The organism is Streptomyces soli, from assembly GCF_003999195.1.
Lineage (GTDB): Bacteria > Actinomycetota > Actinomycetes > Streptomycetales > Streptomycetaceae > Actinacidiphila > Actinacidiphila soli.
The window spans coordinates 52,829-72,646 of record NZ_RJVR01000309.1 but is presented as its reverse complement, the minus strand read 5'-3'; the positions used below and the strand labels follow the sequence as shown (position 1 = coordinate 72,646).

General features: G+C 70.5%; 20 protein-coding genes, 2 pseudogenes and 1 riboswitch. Of the genes and pseudogenes, 12 read left to right on the top strand and 10 right to left on the bottom strand.

From position 1 onward, the window contains the following. Window positions 1–59: 59 nt before the first annotated feature. Together EFK10_RS35315 and EFK10_RS35310 are read left to right on the top strand one after the other, a co-directional pair. A pseudogene (locus tag EFK10_RS35315) lies at window positions 60–325 on the top strand (glycine betaine ABC transporter substrate-binding protein); the annotation flags it as partial. A 182-nt stretch (window positions 326–507) separates the two neighbouring features. Beyond that, a complete protein-coding gene (locus EFK10_RS35310) occupies window positions 508–1,533 on the top strand; it encodes a hypothetical protein (protein WP_127359721.1) in 1,026 nt (341 codons plus the stop codon). A gap of 44 nt (window positions 1,534–1,577) precedes the next feature. Here the strand turns inward: EFK10_RS35310 and EFK10_RS35305 are convergent, their stop codons facing one another. From EFK10_RS35305 to EFK10_RS35295, 3 genes are all read right to left on the bottom strand, one after another. Beyond that, window positions 1,578–2,720, bottom strand: a complete 1,143-nt coding sequence (locus EFK10_RS35305; protein WP_127359720.1) for an NADH-quinone oxidoreductase subunit D — start codon at window positions 2,718–2,720, stop codon at window positions 1,578–1,580. Between the two features lie 40 nt (window positions 2,721–2,760). Next, entirely contained in the window at window positions 2,761–3,651 is an 891-nt protein-coding gene (gene otsB, locus EFK10_RS35300; RefSeq protein WP_127359719.1) for a trehalose-phosphatase, read from the bottom strand. Window positions 3,652–3,801: 150 nt separating this feature from the next. Then, a complete protein-coding gene (locus tag EFK10_RS35295) occupies window positions 3,802–4,050 on the bottom strand; it encodes a DUF3263 domain-containing protein (protein WP_127359718.1) in 249 nt (82 codons plus the stop codon). Between the two features lie 89 nt (window positions 4,051–4,139). Here EFK10_RS35295 and EFK10_RS35290 point away from each other — a divergent pair, with 89 nt between their 5' ends. Next, a complete protein-coding gene (locus tag EFK10_RS35290; protein WP_127359717.1) occupies window positions 4,140–5,039 on the top strand; it encodes an ROK family protein in 900 nt (299 codons plus the stop codon). Further along, entirely contained in the window at window positions 5,039–6,229 is a 1,191-nt protein-coding gene (gene nagA / locus EFK10_RS35285; protein ID WP_127359716.1) for an N-acetylglucosamine-6-phosphate deacetylase, read from the top strand. Before EFK10_RS35290 ends, nagA begins: the two co-directional genes overlap by 1 nt. A 433-nt stretch (window positions 6,230–6,662) precedes the next feature. Here the strand turns inward: nagA and EFK10_RS35280 are convergent, their stop codons facing one another. Beyond that, window positions 6,663–7,610 (bottom strand): carbohydrate-binding protein, encoded by a 948-nt coding sequence (locus EFK10_RS35280; protein ID WP_127359715.1) that lies wholly within the window; start codon window positions 7,608–7,610, stop codon window positions 6,663–6,665. Between the two features lie 179 nt (window positions 7,611–7,789). On the opposite strand from EFK10_RS35280, the gene EFK10_RS35275 reads away from it, so the two are divergent. Next, window positions 7,790–8,767: an SAM-dependent methyltransferase gene (locus tag EFK10_RS35275; protein ID WP_240677664.1), complete on the top strand. Its 978-nt coding sequence runs from the start codon at window positions 7,790–7,792 to the stop codon at window positions 8,765–8,767. Window positions 8,768–8,820: 53 nt separating this feature from the next. On the opposite strand, the gene EFK10_RS35270 is transcribed toward EFK10_RS35275, so the two are convergent. The 3 genes and pseudogenes from EFK10_RS35270 to EFK10_RS53570 all read right to left on the bottom strand — a co-directional run. Further along, window positions 8,821–9,048: a hypothetical protein gene (locus EFK10_RS35270; protein WP_127359713.1), complete on the bottom strand. Its 228-nt coding sequence runs from the start codon at window positions 9,046–9,048 to the stop codon at window positions 8,821–8,823. Beyond that, window positions 9,045–9,422, bottom strand: a complete 378-nt coding sequence (locus EFK10_RS35265; protein ID WP_127359712.1) for a hypothetical protein — start codon at window positions 9,420–9,422, stop codon at window positions 9,045–9,047. Before EFK10_RS35265 ends, EFK10_RS35270 begins: the two co-directional genes overlap by 4 nt. 193 nt (window positions 9,423–9,615) lie before the next feature. Then, window positions 9,616–9,813: pseudogene (locus tag EFK10_RS53570) on the bottom strand (Scr1 family TA system antitoxin-like transcriptional regulator); the annotation flags it as partial. On the opposite strand from EFK10_RS53570, the gene EFK10_RS35260 reads away from it, so the two are divergent. Continuing rightward, the gene (locus EFK10_RS35260; protein ID WP_407647218.1) at window positions 9,716–10,150 is read left to right on the top strand and encodes an ATP-binding protein; all 435 of its coding nucleotides are present in this window, start codon (window positions 9,716–9,718) and stop codon (window positions 10,148–10,150) included. The pseudogene EFK10_RS53570 and the gene EFK10_RS35260 overlap by 98 nt on opposite strands. Next, the gene (locus EFK10_RS35255) at window positions 10,147–10,554 is read left to right on the top strand and encodes a hypothetical protein (protein ID WP_127359711.1); all 408 of its coding nucleotides are present in this window, start codon (window positions 10,147–10,149) and stop codon (window positions 10,552–10,554) included. Before EFK10_RS35260 ends, EFK10_RS35255 begins: the two co-directional genes overlap by 4 nt. 2 nt (window positions 10,555–10,556) lie before the next feature. Here the strand turns inward: EFK10_RS35255 and EFK10_RS35250 are convergent, their stop codons facing one another. Further along, window positions 10,557–12,014: an alpha,alpha-trehalose-phosphate synthase (UDP-forming) gene (locus EFK10_RS35250; RefSeq protein ID WP_127359710.1), complete on the bottom strand. Its 1,458-nt coding sequence runs from the start codon at window positions 12,012–12,014 to the stop codon at window positions 10,557–10,559. Window positions 12,015–12,175: 161 nt separating this feature from the next. Further along, a complete protein-coding gene (locus EFK10_RS35245) occupies window positions 12,176–13,141 on the bottom strand; it encodes a glucosyl-3-phosphoglycerate synthase (RefSeq protein WP_127359709.1) in 966 nt (321 codons plus the stop codon). A gap of 205 nt (window positions 13,142–13,346) precedes the next feature. After that, window positions 13,347–13,474: riboswitch (SAM riboswitch) on the top strand. 15 nt (window positions 13,475–13,489) lie between these two features. Between EFK10_RS35245 and thrC the strand changes: the two genes are divergently transcribed. The 5 genes from thrC (at window position 13,490) to EFK10_RS35220 (ending at window position 18,978) form a co-directional block, all read left to right on the top strand. Beyond that, window positions 13,490–14,770 carry a threonine synthase gene (gene thrC, locus EFK10_RS35240; RefSeq protein ID WP_127359708.1) on the top strand — a complete coding sequence of 427 codons (1,281 nt, stop codon included), beginning with the start codon at window positions 13,490–13,492 and terminating at the stop codon, window positions 14,768–14,770. Continuing rightward, window positions 14,767–15,045, top strand: a complete 279-nt coding sequence (locus EFK10_RS35235; protein WP_127359707.1) for a ubiquitin-like small modifier protein 1 — start codon at window positions 14,767–14,769, stop codon at window positions 15,043–15,045. Before thrC ends, EFK10_RS35235 begins: the two co-directional genes overlap by 4 nt. 409 nt (window positions 15,046–15,454) lie before the next feature. Further along, window positions 15,455–15,658, top strand: coding sequence for a cold-shock protein (locus EFK10_RS35230; RefSeq protein ID WP_037910665.1), 204 nt, complete (start codon window positions 15,455–15,457; stop codon window positions 15,656–15,658). 406 nt (window positions 15,659–16,064) lie between these two features. Further along, window positions 16,065–17,693 carry a chaperonin GroEL gene (gene groL, locus EFK10_RS35225; protein WP_127359706.1) on the top strand — a complete coding sequence of 543 codons (1,629 nt, stop codon included), beginning with the start codon at window positions 16,065–16,067 and terminating at the stop codon, window positions 17,691–17,693. A gap of 136 nt (window positions 17,694–17,829) precedes the next feature. After that, window positions 17,830–18,978 (top strand): NADH:flavin oxidoreductase, encoded by a 1,149-nt coding sequence (locus tag EFK10_RS35220; RefSeq protein ID WP_127359705.1) that lies wholly within the window; start codon window positions 17,830–17,832, stop codon window positions 18,976–18,978. 118 nt (window positions 18,979–19,096) lie between these two features. Here the strand turns inward: EFK10_RS35220 and EFK10_RS35215 are convergent, their stop codons facing one another. Further along, window positions 19,097–19,801: a copper homeostasis protein CutC gene (locus tag EFK10_RS35215; RefSeq protein ID WP_127359704.1), complete on the bottom strand. Its 705-nt coding sequence runs from the start codon at window positions 19,799–19,801 to the stop codon at window positions 19,097–19,099. Between the last annotated feature and the right edge of the window lie 17 nt (window positions 19,802–19,818).

The following is a 19,818-nucleotide window of genomic DNA, read 5'->3' as shown; positions in this document are numbered from 1 at the left end:
GGATACTGAAGCCGAAGTTCCACGTCACACGCGATTCTTCACGCGTCCGTGGCCGAGTCGGCACCGACCAGATGGTGCTGACCACGACGACGGACGCCACGCTCGACCAGTTCGGACTGGTGCTGCTCGAGGACGACAAGAAACTGCGGAACGCCGACAAGGTGCTGCCGGTCGTCAATGCCAACGCCGGTTCGAGTGACATCGCGGATACCTCGCAAAGCTCACCAAGGTGCTCACCACCGCCGATCTCACATCCCTCAACAAGCAGGTCGACTCGGAGCGTATGAAGCCCGAGGATGTGGCGCGGAAATACCGTCAGTCGTAGGGGCTGCTGAGTGGCTGACGCTTCGTAGCAAGATCAAAGAATGCCTGATGGAGGGCGTTCGTTCGAGGCGGCGGCAACGCTTCGTATCCGTACGGATGCCCTCCGTATTAGTCGTTGTATGTTGAGTGAGAAATCGGATGGCGGGCCCCCACAGGCCTCTTTGGCACGCTAAGTTTCAGGCCATGCCACGTGGACGACACCGCCATTCCCAGCCCCTGCACCGGCTCCTGCCGCCACTGACGGTCGCAGGGTCTGCCGCTCTGTTCGCCGCCGGCGCGTGGGCCGTGGCTGATCCGGTGATACTTCGCGCCATCGCGGCCGCCGCTGCCGCCGCCGCGATCGTGGGCGGGGTGATGCTGCGCAGCTGGGACCGCGCGGCCGGAAAGCGTGTCGCCGACCTCGAAGCGGCCCGGGTGCGCGACGAGTGGCGTACGGACGAGCGGATCGCCGAGCTGGAGGTCGACCTCGACGACTCCCGCGAGCTGCGTGGCCGTCTGGAGAACAAGCTGCGCGTCAAGCGTGCCGAACTCGCCCGGCTCCGCAGCGAGCACGCCGACCTGCTGCGGCGCTACGCCACCGCCGAGTCCGAGCGTGCCAGCGCCCTGGAGAGGCGGCGCCAGCTCGCCATAGAGACCGCCGCCGCGCCCGCCGCCGTCCCGGTGGCCGGCGCTCCGGCCGACTCGGCCGCGTACGCCCGGGCCGACGAGGCCCTGCGCAACCTCGGCCGCAACGCCGCCCGCCAGCAGGCTCTACGCACCGTCGAGGAGGCTCGCCGCCGCGACGCCGAGCACTCGCGCGAGGAGCAGGAGCCGCAGGGCCGGCACGCGGCCGCTTCCGCGGACTCCGCCGGTTCCGAGGAGCACGGCAGCGCCGCCCAGCCCCCGGCCCTCCCGGTGCGCCGGCACCAGCTGGTGCCGGCGGTCGCGGCCGCCGTACTGCCGTACGCGAAGCCGCAGCGCACCGCCAGCCGCACGCAGGGCGGCTTCGACTTCTTCGGTACGCAGACGCCGAAGGCGCTCGGCCCGGCGCCCGCGCCCGCCCTGAAGTCGGCGCAGGACCCGGCGCCGGCCAAGGAGGACCTGGCGGATGTCGTCGGGGACGAGGCGGTGGCCGAGCATGAGGCCCGGCAGCTCGAGGTCATCGACCTCACGGTGCACGACGAGACCGAGCACCTGGATGTGCGGGAGCTGCGCGTCAAGTCCTCGTGACTTCGTAAGGCAATTGCCTGACTATCGGGCCTTCGCGCGGCCTCTTACTTGTCGACGTCGCCCACGACGAAGAACATCGAGCCCAGAATCGCCACCATGTCGGCGACCAACGTCCCCGGCAGCAGCACAGTCAGCGCCTGGATGTTGTTGTACGAGGCCGAGCGCAGCTTCAGCCGGTACGGCGTCTTCTCGCCCTTAGACACCAGGTAGTAGCCGTTCAGGCCGAGCGGATTCTCGGTCCACGCGTACGTGTGCCCCTCCGGGGCCTTCAGCACCTTCGGCAGCCGCTGGTTGATCGGGCCCGGCGGCAGTTCCGCCAGCCGGTCCAGGCAGGCGTCCGCCAGGGCCAGCGCGTTGTATGTCTGCTCCAGCAGCACCTCGAAACGCGCCAGGCAGTCGCCCTCGCCCCGGGTCACCACCTTCAGCGTGTCCTGGAGGTCCCCGTACGCCAGATACGGTTCGTCGCGCCGCAGGTCGAAGTCCACCCCGGACGCGCGGGCGACCGGCCCGCTCACCCCGTACGCGTGCACGGCCTCCTGCGAGAGGACGCCCACGCCGCGCGTGCGGCCCCGGAAGATCTCGTTGCCCAGGACGAGGTCGTCGAAGGTCCGCATCCGGGCCCTGACGCCGGCGACCGCCTGCCGGGCGCGGCCGTACCAGCCGTTCGGCACGTCCTCCTTGAGGCCGCCGACGCGGTTGAACATGTAGTGCATCCGGCCGCCGGAGACCTCCTCCATGACGTGCTGGAGGTTCTCGCGCTCGTCGAAGGCGTAGAACACCGGGGTGATCGCGCCGAGTTCGAGGGGGTACGAGCCGAGGAACATCAGGTGGTTCAGCACCCGGTTCAGCTCGGCGAGGAGGGTGCGGGTCCACACGGCGCGCTCGGGGACCTCCATACCCAGCATCCGCTCGACGGCGAGGACCACGCCGAGCTCGTTGGAGAACGCGGACAGCCAGTCGTGGCGGTTGGCCAGCATGATGATCTGCCGGTAGTCGCGGGCCTCGAACAGCTTCTCGGCGCCCCGGTGCATATAGCCGATGATCGGCTCGGCATGGCTGATCCGCTCGCCGTCCAGTCGCAGGCGAAGGCGCAGCACGCCGTGCGTGGAGGGATGCTGCGGGCCGATGTTCAGCACCATGTCGGTGCTCTCGGCCGCGCCGCCGATGCCGATCGTGGTCTCCGTCATGGGGACAGTCTCCCACTGGCCGCTCTTGCCCCGGTCGGGCCTACCCGGGTGCGTCCGGCCAGGCCTTCACCGCCGCGTCCTCCAGAGCGTTCGCCAGCGCGTCGAGCAGGGCCACGACCCCCGCCGGGCCGTCGACGACCAGGTCGGCGCGGGCGGCCAGCTCGGCGACCTCCTCGTTGCCGCTGCAGACCAGCAGCCCTGGCAGGCCGGCGGCCCGGCGCTTCTCGACGGCGCCGAAGGCGGCCAGGTCGCCGAGGTCGTCGCCGGCGTAGAGGACGGGCCCGGCGTGCACCTCGCGGAGGTAGTCGTTGAGGGCGACGCCCTTGTCCATGCCGGGAGGGCGCAGTTCCAGGACGGCCCGCCCCGGCTCGACGATCAGGCCGTGCTGAGCGGCCAGTTCGGCCACCGGCTCGCGCAGCGCCTCGAAGGCGGCCTGCGGGTCCTCCGTACGGCGGGTGTGGACGGCCACCGCCCGCCCCTTGTCCTCGATCCACGTGCCGCCCCAGGCCCCGATCCGGTCGAGGAAGCCGGGGAGTTCGGCCCGTACGGCGTCGACGCCGGGGTGTGGTGCCGGGGCGTGCACCTCGCCGCTGGCGGCGTCCCAGCGCTCGGCGCCGTAATGCCCGAGGACCACGAGCCGCTCCAGGCCCGGCACCCCGGCGAAGCCGCCGTACCGGACGGCGACGCCCGCCGGGCGGCCGGTGACCACCGCGATCGACCCCACGCGGGGTCCGAGCCGGGCCAGCGCGGGCACCGCGCCGGGGTGGGCTCGGGCGCTGTCGGGGTCGGGGACGATCGGCGCGAGCGTGCCGTCGAAGTCCAGGGCGATCACGGCCCGCCCGGGCTCCGCGAGCAGGGCGGCGAGCCCTTCCTTTCCCTCTGCAGTGGTGGGCGTGGGGAGGTCGCGCGGCTTACCGGGGTTGCTTCCCATGGCCTCGACCCTACCGGCCCTTGCAGGGGGCACGCCGGGCGCACGGAAGCTTGGGCGCGGGGCGCGCCCTTGCCGGGTGGGTGGTCGGGGTGCGTTGGCGCGGCCTGCGGGCGACAGCCCCGTGGGGTGTCAGGAGCGGCCCCGGAGGGGTTAGCGGTGGTCGCGGCGGGCGTCGCGGGTGCGGCGGAGGCGGTTGATGGTGATGGGGTCGTGGGCGAGGGCGCGGGGGTCGTCGAGGAGGGCGTTGAGGAGCTGGAAGTAGCGGGTGGGGGAGATGCCGAGGCGTTCGCGTATGGCGCGTTCGCGGGCGCCGGGGCCGGCCCACTGGCGGCGGGCGATGTCGAGGACGGCGAGGTCCTGGTCGCTCAGCGTCGGTTCGGGCTCGGTCGGGTCGGTCACCCGGTCACCCTAGCCATTCGGGTCAAGGCGGGGAACCGTGGGACCAAGTGGACTAGACCTTTCGCGGGGTAAGGCCCCAGACTGTTCCCGTGAGACATGTCATCGCCCTCGATGTGGGCGGCACCGGGATGAAGGCCGCGCTGGTAGGGGCGGACGGCACGCTTCTGCACGAGGCGCGCCGCCCGACGGACCGTGAGCGCGGCCCCGAGGCGGTGATCGCGGCCGTGCTCGGCTTCGCCGAGGAGCTACGCGCGTACGGGCTCAAGGCGTACGGCGAGCCGCCGGCGGCGGCCGGGGTCGCGGTGCCCGGTGTCGTGCGCGAGGCAGAGGGCGTCGCGGTCTACTCCGCGAACATCGGCTGGCGGGACGTACCGCTGCGGGCGCTGCTGTCGGAGCGGCTGGAGGGCGCACCTGTCGCCCTGGGCCACGACGTACGGACCGGTGGCCTGGCGGAGGGCCGGGTGGGCGCGGGCAAGGACGCCGACCGCTTCCTGTTCGTCGCCCTGGGCACCGGCATCGCGGGCGCCATCGGCATCGGCGGCCGGGTCGAGGCGACCGAACTCGGCCATATCGTGGTCCGCCGCAAGGGCCCGGACTGCGGCTGCGGCCAGCGCGGCTGCGTCGAGGTGCTCGCCTCCGCCGCAGCGGTAGGCCGAGCCTGGGGCGGCGACGCTGCCGGCTGCGCGAAGGCTGTCGAGGCGGGCGACCCGCGCGCCGTCGCGGTCTGGGAGGACATGCTCGCCGCGCTCGCGGACGGGCTGCTGACCGGGCTCACTCTCATGGATCCCGACGTGCTGATCATCGGCGGCGGGCTGGCGGAGGCCGGGGACACGCTCTTCACGCCGCTGCGCGAAGCGGTGGCGAGCCGGGTGACCTTCCAGAGGCTCCCCCTGATTGTTCCGGCGACCCTTGGGGATGCCGCCGGTTGCCTGGGCGCAGGGCTGCTCGCCTGGGATCTTCTTTCTGCTGACGTGGAGGTGACCGCCTGATGGCGGAAGCAAGCGTGCTGGCCGGCGCCAGGGTTGTTCTGCCGGACGGCATCGTCGAGGACGGCCGGGTCACGGTCGAGGGCGGCACGATCGTCCCGAACCGTGAGTCCGGGCAGGCCTCCACCCTCGGGACCGTCGATCTGTCCGGGCACTGGATTGTCCCCGGCTTTGTCGACATTCACGTCCACGGCGGCGGTGGCGCGTCCTTCTCCTCCGACCGTACGGAGGAGATCCTGACGGTCGTCGACACGCACCGCACGCACGGCACGACCACCATGCTCGCCTCCACCGTCACCGGTGACCTGGACGACCTCGCCCGGCAGGCGGCCCTGCTGTCGGAGCTGGTCGAGCAGGGCGAGCTGGCCGGTATCCACTTCGAGGGCCCGTTCATCTCCCCGCACCGCTGCGGCGCCCACAAGCCCTCGCTGCTGCGCGACCCGCACCCGGCCGACGTGCGCAAGCTGCTCGACGCCTCGCGCGGCGCGGCCCGCATGGTGACGCTGGCCCCCGAACTCCCGGGTGGGCTCGAGTCCGTACGGCTGCTGGCCGAGCACGGCGTCATCGCGGCCGTCGGTCACACCGACGCGGCGTATGAGGCGACGCTCAAGGCCATCGACGCGGGCGCCACCGTGGCGACCCACCTCTTCAACGCCATGCCGAGCCTGCTGCACCGCGAGCCGGGCCCGATCGCCGCGCTGCTGGAGGACGAGCGGGTCACCGTCGAGCTGGTCAACGACGGCGTCCATCTCCACCCCGCCATCCTGGAGTTGGCCTTCCGCGGGGCCGGCGCCGACCGCGTCGCCCTGATCACCGACGCCATGGACGCCGCAGGCTTCGGCGACGGCCGCTACCTCCTCGGCCCGATGGAGGTCGACGTCACGGACGGCGTCGCCCGACTGGTCGAAGGCGGCGCCATCGCGGGCTCGACCCTCACCCTCGACACCGCCTTCAAGCGTGCCGTCACCATCGACCGCCTGCCGGTCGGCGATGTCGTACGCGCCCTCTCCGCCAACCCCGCCCGCCTGCTGGGCGCTTACGACCGCATCGGCTCCCTGGAGCCCGGCAAGGACGCCGACCTGGTGGTCCTGGACGAGGCGTACGACCTTGTGGGCGTGATGCGCAAGGGGCAGTGGCTGGTGACGCCGCCGGGGGTGCACCCTCAGAGCGGCGACCGGGGACGCCGCACCTAGCTTGTACGGGCAAGAGAAACTTGGACCACTTCCGAAGATTATCGGAATGAGTTAATAAAAGGGGCATATTTTGCCGTTCGTATCAGACGTAGTCTTCTAGCACACCGAGCGATCGAAAGTTGGATCGCCTAAGGACCGTTCCGTTGAATGGCGCGCGTCATGTGCGGCAGTTGGCCGATCCTCGTCCTCTTGGACGCTGGAAAGCGGCTCTGCGTCCTGGCCATGCCTTCCTGCCCTGCCGGTCAGTTGTTTCAGAACCCCGATTGGTGGCGCGGCCGCGACCACGGAACGCAGATACGTTACGTTGAATGGCAGCATCGAGGTTTAAACGTGACCATCGGTTGTTTGTCCTCGATTGTCCTTGCGGTCGCCTGACGAAGCCAAGAAGGCCGGTCCCCCCCGAGAGGGACACCGGCCTTCTTCCGTTGTTCCGTCAGGAGGACCAGCCGGCGGGCTTGGAGCCGTCCGTCAAGGCCAGTTGGTCGAGGTTGAAGTGGCAGGCGTCGCCGTTGCCGCAGGTCATGGCGATGGTGTTGGAGCCCTGCTTCAAGTTCACCGTTTGGTAGGACTCGTACCAGGCGTCCCAGTTGCCTTCCTTGCCGTAGTTCTTGAGGCTCTGCTTGTAGCTCAGAGGAGTCCCGTTGACGACGGTCGTGGCACTCGCCGGGTCCTTCTGGGCGTTGGCGTAGCGCACGTACAGCGTGTACGAGCCGGCCTTGGACATGTCCACGGTCCAGGTCACCGTGGCACCGACGGAGGTCATGTGGTCGACGTACACGCCACCTGCGGCCCTGGCGCCGGAGTGCTCGGTGTTCTTCTGGGCGCCGCCCGTGAGGCTTTGGGCGGCCGCGTCCACGGTGCCGAGACCGGTCGAGGTGCTGGCCGACGGCGATTCGGACGGCGTGGAAGAGCCGTTGCTGCCGCTGGTGGTGCCCGCACCGGCGGTGGGGGAGGAGCCGGCGCCGGTGCCGGTGGGAGTGTCGGAGCCGTTGGCCATGGCGACGCCGATGCCGATGGCGACGGCGGCGACAACGGCGACGGCGCCTATGAGGAGGCCCTTGTTGTTGGGGCCGCGCCCGGTGCCGCCGCTGTGGCCGCTGCCGTGGCCGCCGTGGCCGCCACTGCGGCTGGGCTGCTCGGGGAGGGGCTGGGTGCCGTACTGCGGCGGCTGCTGGGGCGGGTAGCCGTACGCGGGCGGCTGCTGGGGCGAGGGGCGGCGTTCGCCGACCGCGCGGACCTGGTTGTACGAGGTGCGCGGCACGCCCGGCTGCCCTGTGGGGGCGGCTGCCGTCTGACCCGCTTCGGCGCCCTCCTGGCGGTACAGGTACGCGAAGGGGTCGTCGGTCCCGGGCTCGGGCGTGCCGTTGTTGCCGGCCGTCATCGGCTGTTCACCTTCCACTGCATATGGCGTTCGCGACGCGTGCGCGCCTGTACAGCACCTATCAGTGCTTGGACTCCCCGTATAGGGAAGCGGCCGCTCCGATGGTCAATGTTCATGATCGATTAATCCACTGCGGCCCCCAGCAGCCTACCCGGAATCCTTGCCCCTACGGTGGTGCCGTGACCGACATCGACCCGTGGACCGGCTGGCGGCACGCCACAGAGCAGGCCCTTTACGGCCCGGAAGGCTTCTACCGACGGCCCGAGGGCCCGGCCGGGCATTTCCGGACCTCCGTACACGCCTCACCCCTTTTCGCGCGGGCCGTGGCCGCCCTTCTCGCCCGGACTGACGCCGATCTGGGGCACCCGGCGGAGCTGGCCCTCGTCGATGTCGGCGCCGGACGCGGTGAGCTGACCGCCGCCGTGCTCGCGGCTGTGCCGGAGGAACTGGCGGCGCGGCTGCGCCCGTACGCCGTCGAGAAGGCGGATCGCCCCGCCGGTCTCGACCCCCGCGTCACCTGGACCGATGCGCCTCCGCAGGGCGTACGCGGGCTGCTCTTCGCCAACGAATGGCTCGACAACGTCCCGCTCGACCTCGCCGAGGCCGACCCAGACGGCATCCCCCGCCAGGTCCTCGTACGCCCCCGTGACGGCGCCGAACGCCTTGGCGATCCGGTCGACGGCGACGACGCGGAATGGCTCGCCCGCTGGTGGCCCCTGGCCGGCTCCCCGGCCGGCACCCGGGCCGAGATCGGCCGCCCCCGCGACACCGCGTGGGCCGCCGCCGTGAGTTGCCTCACAGCCGGGCTCGCTGTCGCCGTCGACTACGCCCACGTACGCGAAACCCGCCCGCCCTACGGCACTCTCACCGGCTTCCGCGACGGCCGCGAAGTCCAGCCCGTCCCGGACGGCTCCTGCGACATCACCGCCCACGTCGCCCTCGACGCGTGCGCCGCAGCGGCGGACGGCGGCACCCTCACCACCCAGCGCGAAGCCCTCCACGCCCTTGGCCTCACCGGCCGCCGCCCCCCGCTCACCTTGGCCTCCACCGACCCCACCGCGTACGTCCGCGCCCTGGCGGGCGCCTCGGACGCCGCCGAGCTGACGGACCCGGTGGGGCTTGGGGCGTTCGGGTGGCTCACTTCACGACGTACGTGACGGAGACCGACAGGTCCCGACGGAGGCGCTCAGTACTGCGTGACCTGGAGCACCTAAAGGTGTTCCTGTCGGACCGCAGTGAGGTATTCCAACATGCCTCCCGGGACGTAAGCCGTGGCGACGCCGGGACCGATCCCCTGGTATGAGCTGCCGTCGAGATACAGCGCTGAGGCTGCGCGGACCAACTCGTCGGCCTTCTTCTCGACCTCCGCGGCAAATCCTGGGTCGGCCTCGCCGACGACGTGCGTCGCGTCCGGTTCGTACTCCCAGGCCAAGGTCACGCGCCGAGTTCCCGGTATGCCGCGCGGATGATCTCTGCCGCCTCCCGAACGGCCCTACGGGCCAGATCTGCATCGGCGGATTCCGCTGCCACTTGTTCAGCCCTGTGCAGGCGCTTGGACGTCTCCGGGAAACGCTCGATCTCCACGGCGACAGCCCACCGCAGAAGAAACATGTGAATGGGACCGATGGAGTTTTCCTGGACCGCCAGTGCCAGCGTCTCGTTCTTCTCCTTCTCCATCTCCGACAGGCGGTGGGGCGCGACGCGGGCGATGGCTTCCCTCAGCGCGTCGGGAGCGCGGTCCGGCCGGGGAATGCTCGGGCCGTCGTGATGTGCGGGCTGTGCGCCCATCTGCGCCTCCAGAAGCTTGAGCACGGTCGGGGCAGCCTTTCCTGAAAATACCTCGCTGAGACGGCCCCGCTACACCGCCAGCCCCAGCGGGATGCGCGGGAGGCGGCGGCGGACGATGCCTGCGCGGGCCAGGGCGGGGCCGGGCAGGCCCGGCGAGCTGTGCGGCCGGGCTCCGAGTCAGCAGTGATTGCCTCGCGATTCGGGCTTGTACGCGGCGCTCGGTCTCCTCCGCGTCCAGCACTGGGCAGCGGAGGCCGAACATGGCACGTGCGTACTCCTCGGTCTGCAATAGCCCGTGGAGGACGAGCGTGCTGTACGTGTACAGGCTGACTGCCTTCGCCTCCAGCTCCGCGTACTCCTTGAACCACGACGGGAAGTCGCCGCGCTCCAAATCCCGGGCCGCCCTGCTCAGCACCTCGCCGGTCCCGAGTACGGCCACCGCCTTCTCGATGAAGTTGGGCGGGGGCGAGGACCTGTCCGACGCGGCGACGCTCTGCGCGACCGAGATGCTGGCGAACGTGCACCGCCACGCGGGCTCCCCGGAATGCGAGTTGACCCTCGACCGCCTTCCCGGGGCCGGGGAGGGTGTACGGCTCGCCGTCAGTGACCAGTGCGGCGCGCTCCCGACGCCCAGCGCCCCGCAGCCGTGGACCGAGACGGGCCGGGGGCTCCTCCTGCTGGCCGCGACCGCAGAGCGCTGGGGCACCGACCTCACGCCCACCGGCAAGCAGGTGTGGGCGGTGCTGCGGTGAGCCGGCTGATCGTGGACACGGCCGCGTGGTCGTGGCTGGACGACACGGGGTTCGGGCCGGTGGCGTTCCTGCTGCTCGTGCCGACGGACGGCGAGGCGGTGGCGGCGGCGCTGGGGCTGGCGGATCCGGGGGCGCGGCTGTCGGACATCGGCGGGCGGATCACCGTCCTGCACCCGGGCCGGATCGGGGTCCGGCTCGATGGCGCGTCGCACGCCATGGAGCTGGCCGTGGGGGAGCGGTGGTCGGCGTTCGTGGACGCGGGCGGCCCGGCGGCGATCCTGGTCGGTCTGGAGCCGCTGGCCCGGGGCGCGGACCGGGACGCGGTCGAGGCGTACGTCGCCGCGACCACGCTGTCGGCCCGGCTCCGGCTCGGCGTGAGCCGACGGCACGTCGCCACGCCGTGAGGTCAGCCCAGCGCGGCCAGTTGGTCCAGGAACCACTGCTGCGGCGGCAGTGCGGTCGCTGCCGCCGCCAGCCGCTTGCTGCGCTCCGCCCGCTCGTGCAACGGCAGGGTCAGCGCCTCGTGCAGGGCGCGGGCGGTGGCGCGGAGGTCGTACGGGTTCACGACGAAGGAGTCGTTGCCCAGCTCCTCGTACGCGCCCGCCTCCCGCGAGAGGACGAGCGCGACGCCCTCGTCGGAGACGACCGGGACCTCCTTGGCGACCAGGTTCATGCCGTCGCGGATGGGGTTGACCAGGGCGACGTCGGCCAGGCGGTAAGCGGCGAGGGAGCGGGCGAAGTCGTCCCTGACGTGCAGGAGGACCGGTTTCCAGCCGGGGGTGCCGAACTCCTCGTTGATCTCCTCGGCGACCTGTTGCACCTCGTCGGTGTACTCGACGTACACGGACAGGTCCTGCCGCGAGGGGTAGGCGAAGGCGACGTGGACGACGCGGCCGTGCCACTGCGAGTGGTCCCGCAGCAGCTGCCCGTACGCAAGCAGCCCCCGCACGATGTTCTTGGACAGCTCGGTCCGGTCCACGCGGACGATCACCTTCACGTCCGGCCCGCCGACCGCGTCGCGGAGGTCGGCCAGCCGCTCCTCGACATCGGGCTGCCGGGACCGCTCCCGCAGGAAGTCGGCGTCGGCGCCGAGGCCGTGGACCCCGATGCGGGTCGTACGGCCCTTGTACGTGACCGTGAGGGCTCCCGCGTCGCGGATGACGGAGGCGCCGAGCACGGCGGCGCAGGAGTCGGCGAAGGCGTCGGCCCAGCGCCGGGTCAGGAAGGCGGCACGGTCGGAGCCGAGGATGCCGGTGAGGACGTCGGCGGCGACGTCGTCGGGCAGGATCCGGAAGTAGTCCGGCGGCGCCCAGGGCGTGTGCGAGAAGTGGCCGATCCTGAGGTCCGGCCGCCGCGCGCGCAGCAGCTTCGGGACCAGGGTGAGGTGGTAGTCCTGGATGAGGACGGCGGCGCCCTCTGCGGCCTCCTCGGCCAGCGCGTCGGCGAAGGCGGCGTTGTAGGCCTCGTAGGCGGCCCAGTCGCTGCGGAAGTCCTCGTCGAAGATGGGCTCGAGCGGGGTCTGGAAGAGCAGGTGGTGGATGAACCAGAGGACGGAGTTCGCGATGCCGTTGTAGGCGCCGGTGAAGATCTCCTCCGGGATGTCGAGCATCCGTACGTGCTGGCCGCCGCTGTCTGCGGGGTCCAGCCTTTCGCCTGCGGCGCGCTCTACGGCTGCTCGGTCGCCCTCGCTCAGGGCTGCGCAGACCCAGACGGCGTCCGCGTCCGGGCCGATGGCGCTCAGGCCTGAGACCAGGCCTCCTCCGCCGCGCTTCGCGGTCAGCGAGCCGTCCTCTTTGTGGAGGGCGTACGTCACCGGTCCCCGGTTCGAAGCGACCAGCACTCGTGCGGCGTGTGAGGCGACCATGTCGCCAGCCTAGCCGCGCAGGCGCGGCGCCAAACGTTGGCGCAGGCCGTCCGGGGCTCCGCCCCGCGCCCCGCGGCCTACCCCCAACCCGGTTGGCTCGGGGGCGAGGGGGCGAAGCTCCCGGGTGGCGGCACCGACCCGGGAGGGGGCGGGGCGGAGCCTTAGGCGGCGCGGCGTTTGGCGTATTCGGGGACCGTGAGCATGGGGGGGCGCTCTTCCGTGGCGACGTCGTGCATACGTGGCGTGAAGCCGTCGTCCGTGCGGTCGAACTGGGTGAGGACGGGACGGACGAGGTGGCCCCGCGCAAGCCGAAGCTGGGCGGTGCGGTAAATCGTGGCGGCCATGCGGCCGAGGGCTTGGCCGTCTTGGTGGCGGTGGTGGCGGACGCCGACGTCGACTTGGGCCAAAGCATCGAGGCCGACGGTGTTGAGGGAGTCGATGAGCATGCCGATCTCGACGCCGTAGCCGACGGGGAAGGGGAGCTGTTCGAGCAGGGAGCGCCGGGCGGCGTATTCGCCGCCGAGGGGCTGGACGAAGCCGGCGAGCTGGGGCCAGTGCAAGTTGAGCAGGGGCCTGGCGACGAGCTCCGTCACGCGGCCGCCGCCCGCCGGAACGACCGTGCCGCCGGTTTCGAGGGGGCGGTCGTACATGGCCTTGACCAGCTGGACGCCGGGGTCGGTGAGGAGCGGGCCGATGATGCCGGACACGAAGCGGGAGTCGAAGTCGCGGAGGTCGGCGTCGACGAAGGCGACGATCTCGCCGCTCGTCGCGAGCAGGGAACGCCAGAGCACCTCACCCTTGCCGGGCAGGGCCGGTAGCCGGGGGAGGACGTCGTCACGGTGGACGACCGTCGCGCCTGCGGCCTCTGCGATCGCGGCGGTGCGGTCCGTGGAGCCGGAGTCCATGACCACCAGCTCGTCGACCAGGGGCACGGCATCGCTCATCAGCTCGCGGCGAATCGTCTCCACGATGCTTCCGACCGTGGCTTCTTCGTTGAGCGCGGGCAGGACGACGCTCACCGTGCCGTTCGGTCCCGCCGAACGCTTGGCGGTGAGCAGAGTCGAAAGCGGGCGGCGGTCGGCTGACCATGACCGGCGCTGCAGCCAGCGGGCTACCTCGTCGAGCACGTGCGGCTCCGATCTGTCGGAAGTGTCCCCCCTCCGGCAGGGCGGTCTGTCTCGGTGGACGGACTACCTATGACCAGGTTCGGGGTCGTCGGTTACAGTCTTGAACACGAGACATGACCATCGTATGTCCTCGATGATCACGCCTTGTTACGTTTGTCGGTGACGGACGAACGACAAATGCGGTGACGATATGCCACCGCCATACCGCTCATCCAGAGGGGCAGAGGGAACGGCCCGTTGAAGCCCCGGCAACCCTCCCGCCGACCGCGAGGTCCAGGTGGGGAAGGTGCCAATTCCGTCTCGCGGCGAAATGCGTCGCGGGGAAGATGAGGAAAGGGCCTCGCCTCCATGTCTTTGCAGACCATTGCCACTGCCGCCGACAGCGCCTTCGGCCCCGCCGCCGCCCTGTCGTGTCGCGAATGCGGTGAGCGTTTCCCACTGACGCCGATCTTCGCGTGCCAGGAATGTTTCGGGCCGCTGGAAGTGGCGTACGACCTCCCGACCGGCGATCCCGAGGCACTGCGCAAGCAGATCGAGGCCGGGCCGAACAACATCTGGCGGTACGCGCCGCTGCTGCCCGTCCCGGCGGACGTGGCCGAGAAGCCGAACCTGAACCCCGGCTTCACCAAGCTCGTCAAGGCCGACAACCTGGCCCGCGAGCTGGGCATCACCGGCGGCCTGCACATCAAGGACGACTCCGGCAACCCGACCCACTCCTTCAAGGACCGGGTCGTCGCCATCGCCCTGGAGGCCGCCCGCACCTTCGGCCTCACCACCCTGTCCTGCTCCTCCACCGGCAACCTGGCCGGTGCGGTGGGTGCTGCGGCCGCCCGGGCCGGCTTCCGCTCCTGCGTGTTCATCCCGCACGACCTGGAGGCCGGCAAGGTCGTCATGGCCGCGGTCTACGGCGGCGACCTGGTCGGCATCGAGGGCAACTACGACGACGTCAACCGCTTCTGCAGCGAGCTGATCGGCGACCCGATCGGCGAGGGCTGGGGCTTCGTCAACGTCAACCTGCGCCCCTACTACGGCGAAGGGTCCAAGACGCTCGCGTACGAGATCGCCGAGCAGCTCGGCTGGCGGCTCCCGGACAACATCGTGATCCCGATCGCCTCCGGCTCGCAGCTCACCAAGATCGACAAGGGTCTGCAGGAGCTGATCAAGCTCGGCCTCGTGCCCGACAAGGCCTACAAGATCTACGGTGCCCAGGCCGAGGGCTGCTCCCCGGTCTCCACCGCCTTCAAGGCCGGCCACGACGTCGTACGCCCCCAGAAGCCCGACACCATCGCCAAGTCGCTGGCCATCGGCAACCCGGCCGACGGCCCGTACGTCCTCGACATCGCCCGCCGCACAGGCGGCGCGGTGGAGGACGTCACCGACGAGCAGTGCGTGGACGCGATCAAGCTGCTGGCCCGCACCGAGGGCATCTTCGCCGAGACGGCGGGCGGCGTGACGGTCGGCGTACTCAAGAAGCTCATCGAGAACGGTCAGCTCGACCCCGCCGCCGAGACCGTCGTCCTCAACACCGGCGACGGCCTCAAGACCCTTGACGCCGTCGCGCCGACCACCGGCCCGTCCGCCATCATCCGTCCGACCCTTGCCGCGTTCCGAGAGGCTGGCCTCGTATGAGTGCATCCGTCCGCATCCCGACCATCCTTCGTACGTACACCGGCGGACAGGCCGAGGTTCCCGCCGAGGGCGCGACGCTGGCCGAGGTCATCGACTCGCTGGAGAAGAACCACCCGGGCATCTCGGCCCGCGTGCTCGACGACACGGGCAAGCTGCGCCGCTTCGTGAACGTGTACGTGAACGACGACGACGTCCGCTTCTCCGAGGGCCTCCAGACGGCCGTCACCGAGGGCTCCAGCGTCTCGATCATCCCGGCGGTCGCCGGCGGCTGCTGAGCCACCTCACAGCCACGCCACAGCTTCGTCACAGGTGCCCCGTCCTCCGTGGGGAGGGCGGGGCACCTGTGTGCTGAGCGGTAGTTGAATGGCGGTACAGTAGCCGCAGAGTCCCGCGCAACCGATACCCACTGACGGCGATTTATCGCCAAATTCACGCGATGATTGTCGCGTTGGTCAGTTATGTCCGGTCCGAGTTGCCCCGGATTACGATCAATTCCCTTCTTTTTCCCGTTCGCGCGTGCCCAGAATTCTCGTCCGATTGACCTGTTGCAGAGGGCATCCGGGCAGATACATTCGGCGGCGGTCGACGCGTTCCGGCGCACGCCCCCTGGGCTGTAGGGGGTGAGGTCTGACCCGGGTCCGCGAGGTGCGGGTCTGCGAAGGGCCAGTAATAGGGGAGTTAGGGATGGCTCAGGGCACCGTCAAATGGTTCAACGCGGAGAAGGGTTACGGCTTCATCGCGGTCGACGGTGGTGCGGACGTCTTCGTGCACTACAGCGCGATTCAGATGGACGGCTACCGCACCCTCGAAGAAGGCCAGCGGGTCGAGTTCGAAATCTCGCAGGGTCAGAAGGGGCCGCAGGCGGACATGGTCCGTCTCGCAGTCTGACCGGCGCGGCATCGGCCAACAGACACGCTCGACACTAGGGCCTGTCCGGCCGATCTCCGCGACGTCGCGGAGATCGGCCGGACGGGCCCTAAACACGCTCAACGCTCATCGCTCACACGTCAGGGCCCGCATCCCATCCCGGGATGCGGGCCCTGACGCTTGCTCTGGCGCTTGCGCCCGCCCGTCGCCCGACCGCCACCCCTCATCGAGACCCTTCGGGCCGCTTGCACTCTCTGGGGTCGAGTGCTAATCATTGGCGTTAGCACTCTGACGTTGAGAGTGACAGAAGGACCGGGTCGGCGAGGCCCGTCCGACCGTCGGTAAGAGACCGGCGTTCGGCAGGCCGTCCGTCGCGGGCGCCAGCGCGGTCCGGAGCAATCCACCCCGTCCGGGAGGACCACTTCACATGGCCAAGATCATCGCGTTCGACGAGGAGGCACGGCGCGGTCTCGAGCGCGGGATGAACCAGCTCGCCGACGCCGTCAAGGTCACCCTCGGCCCCAAGGGCCGGAACGTCGTCCTCGAGAAGAAGTGGGGCGCCCCCACGATCACCAACGATGGTGTTTCCATCGCCAAGGAGATCGAGCTCGAGGACCCGTACGAGAAGATCGGCGCCGAGCTGGTCAAGGAAGTCGCGAAGAAGACGGACGACGTAGCCGGCGACGGCACGACGACCGCGACTGTCCTCGCCCAGGCGCTGGTCCGCGAAGGCCTGCGCAACGTGGCCGCGGGTGCCAACCCGATGGCCCTCAAGCGCGGTATCGAGAAGGCCGTCGAGGCCGTCTCCGCCGCTCTGCTCGACCAGGCCAAGGACGTGGAGACCAAGGAGCAGATCGCTTCGACCGCCTCCATCTCCGCCGCTGACCCCCAGATCGGCGAGCTCATCGCCGAGGCCATGGACAAGGTCGGCAAGGAAGGCGTCATCACCGTCGAGGAGTCGCAGACCTTCGGTCTGGAGCTTGAGCTCACCGAGGGCATGCGCTTCGACAAGGGCTACATCTCCGCGTACTTCGCGACCGACCTGGAGCGTATGGAGACGTCGTTCGACGACCCGTACATCCTGATCGTCAACTCCAAGATCTCCTCGGTGAAGGACCTGCTCCCGCTGCTGGAGAAGGTCATGCAGTCCGGCAAGCCGCTGGTCATCATCGCCGAGGACGTCGAGGGCGAGGCCCTGTCGACCCTGGTCGTCAACAAGATCCGTGGCACCTTCAAGTCCGTCGCCGTCAAGGCCCCGGGCTTCGGCGACCGCCGCAAGGCCATGCTCGGTGACATCGCCATCCTCACCGGTGGCACCGTCATCTCCGAGGAGGTCGGTCTCAAGCTCGAGAACGCCGACCTGGACGTGCTCGGCCGCGCTCGCAAGGTCGTCGTCACCAAGGACGAGACCACCATCGTGGACGGCGGCGGTGACCCGGAGCAGGTCGCGGGCCGCGTGCGGCAGATCCGTGCCGAGATCGAGAACAGCGACTCGGACTACGACCGCGAGAAGCTCCAGGAGCGCCTCGCCAAGCTGGCCGGCGGCGTGGCCGTCATCAAGGCCGGTGCGGCGACCGAGGTTGAGCTCAAGGAGCGCAAGCACCGCATCGAGGACGCGGTGCGCAACGCCAAGGCCGCCGTCGAGGAGGGCATCGTCGCCGGTGGTGGCGTGGCTCTCATCCAGGCGTCCTCGGTCTTCGAGAAGCTGGAGCTGGAGGGTGACGAGGCGACGGGCGCTCAGGCCGTCAAGCTCGCCCTCGAGGCCCCGCTGAAGCAGATCGCGGTCAACGCCGGCCTTGAGGGTGGCGTCGTCGTGGAGAAGGTGCGCAACCTCACCCCGGGTCACGGCCTCAACGCCGCGACCGGTGAGTACGTCGACCTGATCGCCGCGGGCATCATCGACCCGGCCAAGGTCACGCGCTCCGCGCTGCAGAACGCGGCCTCCATCGCCGCGCTCTTCCTCACCACCGAGGCCGTTATCGCCGACAAGCCCGAGAAGGCCGGTGCCGGCGCGGGCGCCGGTGGCGGCATGCCTGGCGGTGACATGGACTTCTGATCCGCTTGCGGATCGGCAGTACCTGACCGAGGGCGGCACTCCCATCGCGGGGGTGCCGCCCTCGGGCGTTGTATATGTGTACGTGCATTATGTGTACCGGAATATTATTGCTGGGTGCGGCAGTTGACCTGGGCGGATGTATGTCCTTTCGAGTTCCAGCAAGGAGACGCCCGCTGTGGGAAACCGTATTGAGGAGACGCTGTCCCGCCCGTTCGCGCTGAACGGCCTCACTGTCCGGAACCGCATTGCGATGGCGCCGATGACCCGGAACTTCTCCCCCGAGGGGGTGCCCGGCGCGGACGTCGCCGAGTACTACGCCCGGCGGGCGGCCGCCGGGGTCGGCCTGATCATCACCGAGGGCACGTACATCGACCACCCGTCGGCCGGTCAGAGCGACCGCGTCCCCCGCTTCCACGGCGAGGAGTCCCTCGCCGGGTGGGCCCGCGTCGCAGAGGCCGTCCACGCGGCCGGCGGCAAGATCGTGCCGCAGCTCTGGCACGTCGGCATGGCCCGCGAGGCCGGTTCCCCGCCGGTCGTTGACGCCCCGCCGGTCGGGCCGTCCGGCATCGCCCTCGACGGCACGGCGGGCGCGGGCCACGCGATGACCCTCGACGACCTCGACGATGTGGTGCGGGGCTTCGCGGAGGCCGCCGCGTCGGCGGAAGGGCTCGGCTTCGACGGCGTCGAGTTGCACGGCGCGCACGGCTACCTGATCGACCAGTTCCTGTGGGCCGGCACGAATCGGCGTACCGACGCTTATGGGGGTGACGCCGTGTCGCGTGCGCGTTTCGCGGCGGAGATCGCCGCGGCGGTACGGGCGGCCGTTTCGCCAAACTTCCCCGTCATCTTCCGGCTCTCGCAGTGGAAGTCCAAGAACTACGACGCCCGGCTCGCCGACACGCCGGAGGAGTTCGAGGCGGTGCTCGCTCCGCTGGTGGCGGCGGGGGTCGACGCGTTCCACGCGTCTACGCGGCGCTACTGGCTGCCGGAGTTCGAGGGCTCGGAGCTGAACTTGGCGGGGTGGGCGAAGAAGCTCTCCGGTAAAGCTTCGATCACGGTCGGGTCGGTCGGGCTGGACGGGGAGTTCATCGCGACTTTTGGTGGGGCGTCGTCTGGCGTTGAGGCGATCGACCGGCTCGTCAAGCGGCTCGAGCGGGATGAGTTCGACCTCGTCGCGGTCGGGCGCGCGCTCCTCGGTGACCCCGACTGGGCCGCCAAGACCCTCGCGGGGCGCACGGCCGAGCTCACGCCTTTCACCCCGGAGGCGCTCAGCGTCCTCCGCTAACCCCGTGGGCGGGGCCGGGGGATTCGTCCCCCACCCCGCCCCTGGACCCCTTCCCAGGGGGTTGTGGGAGAACGTTCCGCAAGGCGGGCGGCCTACCCCCAACCCGGTTGAGGCGGAGCTACGGCACGGTGACGGGCGCGTCGAGCGTGTCGCGCCAGGCGCGGACGGCGTCCGGGTCCACCGGGCCGGACCATCCCGTGGAGCGGACGGCGCCGCCGACGTGGAAGGCGGTGAGGCCGGAGGAGAGGAGAGCGGGGAGGTGGTCTTGGCGGAGGCCGCCGCCGACCATGAGTTGGGGCTGGGAGGAGGGGAGGGCGGCTTCGGCCAGAAGGGTGGGGAGGCCGGAGTCGACGCCCCGTGCGGAGCCGGCCGTCAGGTAGGTGTCCAGGCCGGGGAGACCAAGAAGGGCGGCCCGCAAGGCGGCGCGGTCGGCGGAGTGGTCGATGGCGCGGTGGAAGGTCCAGCGGGCGCCGGGGCCGAGCGCGTCGATGAGGGTGTGGAGGGCGGGGAGGTCGGGGCCGCCGGAGGGGTTGAGGAAGCCGAGCACGAATTGGTCGGCCCCCTCGGAGCACAGGCCGTCGGCGGCGATGCAGAGGGCGTCCAGGCCAGCGGCGGAACCGGCGGCGAAGCCGTCCGTGGCTCTGAGCATGACCCGGATGGGGATGGCGACAGCCGCCCGCACGGCCGCGAACGTCTCGCGGGCGGGGGTGAGACCGTCGGCGGCTATGTCGGTGACCAGCTCAAGGCGGTCCGCGCCGCCGGCCTCCGCCGCGACGGCGTCGTCCGCGCCGAGAGCGATCACCTCGAAAATTGGTCTAGACATGTGGCCAGCCTGCCACA

Coding starts and splice junctions, on each gene's coding strand:
- thrC (WP_127359708.1), top strand. CDS start 13,490: ATGTCTTTGCAGACCATTGCCACTGCCGCCGACAGCGCCTTCGGCCCC.
- EFK10_RS35305 (WP_127359720.1), bottom strand. CDS start 2,720: ATGACGGAGACCACGATCGGCATCGGCGGCGCGGCCGAGAGCACCGAC.
- EFK10_RS35310 (WP_127359721.1), top strand. CDS start 508: ATGCCACGTGGACGACACCGCCATTCCCAGCCCCTGCACCGGCTCCTG.
- EFK10_RS35230 (WP_037910665.1), top strand. CDS start 15,455: ATGGCTCAGGGCACCGTCAAATGGTTCAACGCGGAGAAGGGTTACGGC.
- EFK10_RS35220 (WP_127359705.1), top strand. CDS start 17,830: ATGTATGTCCTTTCGAGTTCCAGCAAGGAGACGCCCGCTGTGGGAAAC.
- EFK10_RS35215 (WP_127359704.1), bottom strand. CDS start 19,801: ATGTCTAGACCAATTTTCGAGGTGATCGCTCTCGGCGCGGACGACGCC.
- groL (WP_127359706.1), top strand. CDS start 16,065: ATGGCCAAGATCATCGCGTTCGACGAGGAGGCACGGCGCGGTCTCGAG.
- nagA (WP_127359716.1), top strand. CDS start 5,039: ATGGCGGAAGCAAGCGTGCTGGCCGGCGCCAGGGTTGTTCTGCCGGAC.
- EFK10_RS35250 (WP_127359710.1), bottom strand. CDS start 12,014: ATGGTCGCCTCACACGCCGCACGAGTGCTGGTCGCTTCGAACCGGGGA.
- EFK10_RS35280 (WP_127359715.1), bottom strand. CDS start 7,610: ATGACGGCCGGCAACAACGGCACGCCCGAGCCCGGGACCGACGACCCC.
- EFK10_RS35235 (WP_127359707.1), top strand. CDS start 14,767: ATGAGTGCATCCGTCCGCATCCCGACCATCCTTCGTACGTACACCGGC.
- otsB (WP_127359719.1), bottom strand. CDS start 3,651: ATGGGAAGCAACCCCGGTAAGCCGCGCGACCTCCCCACGCCCACCACT.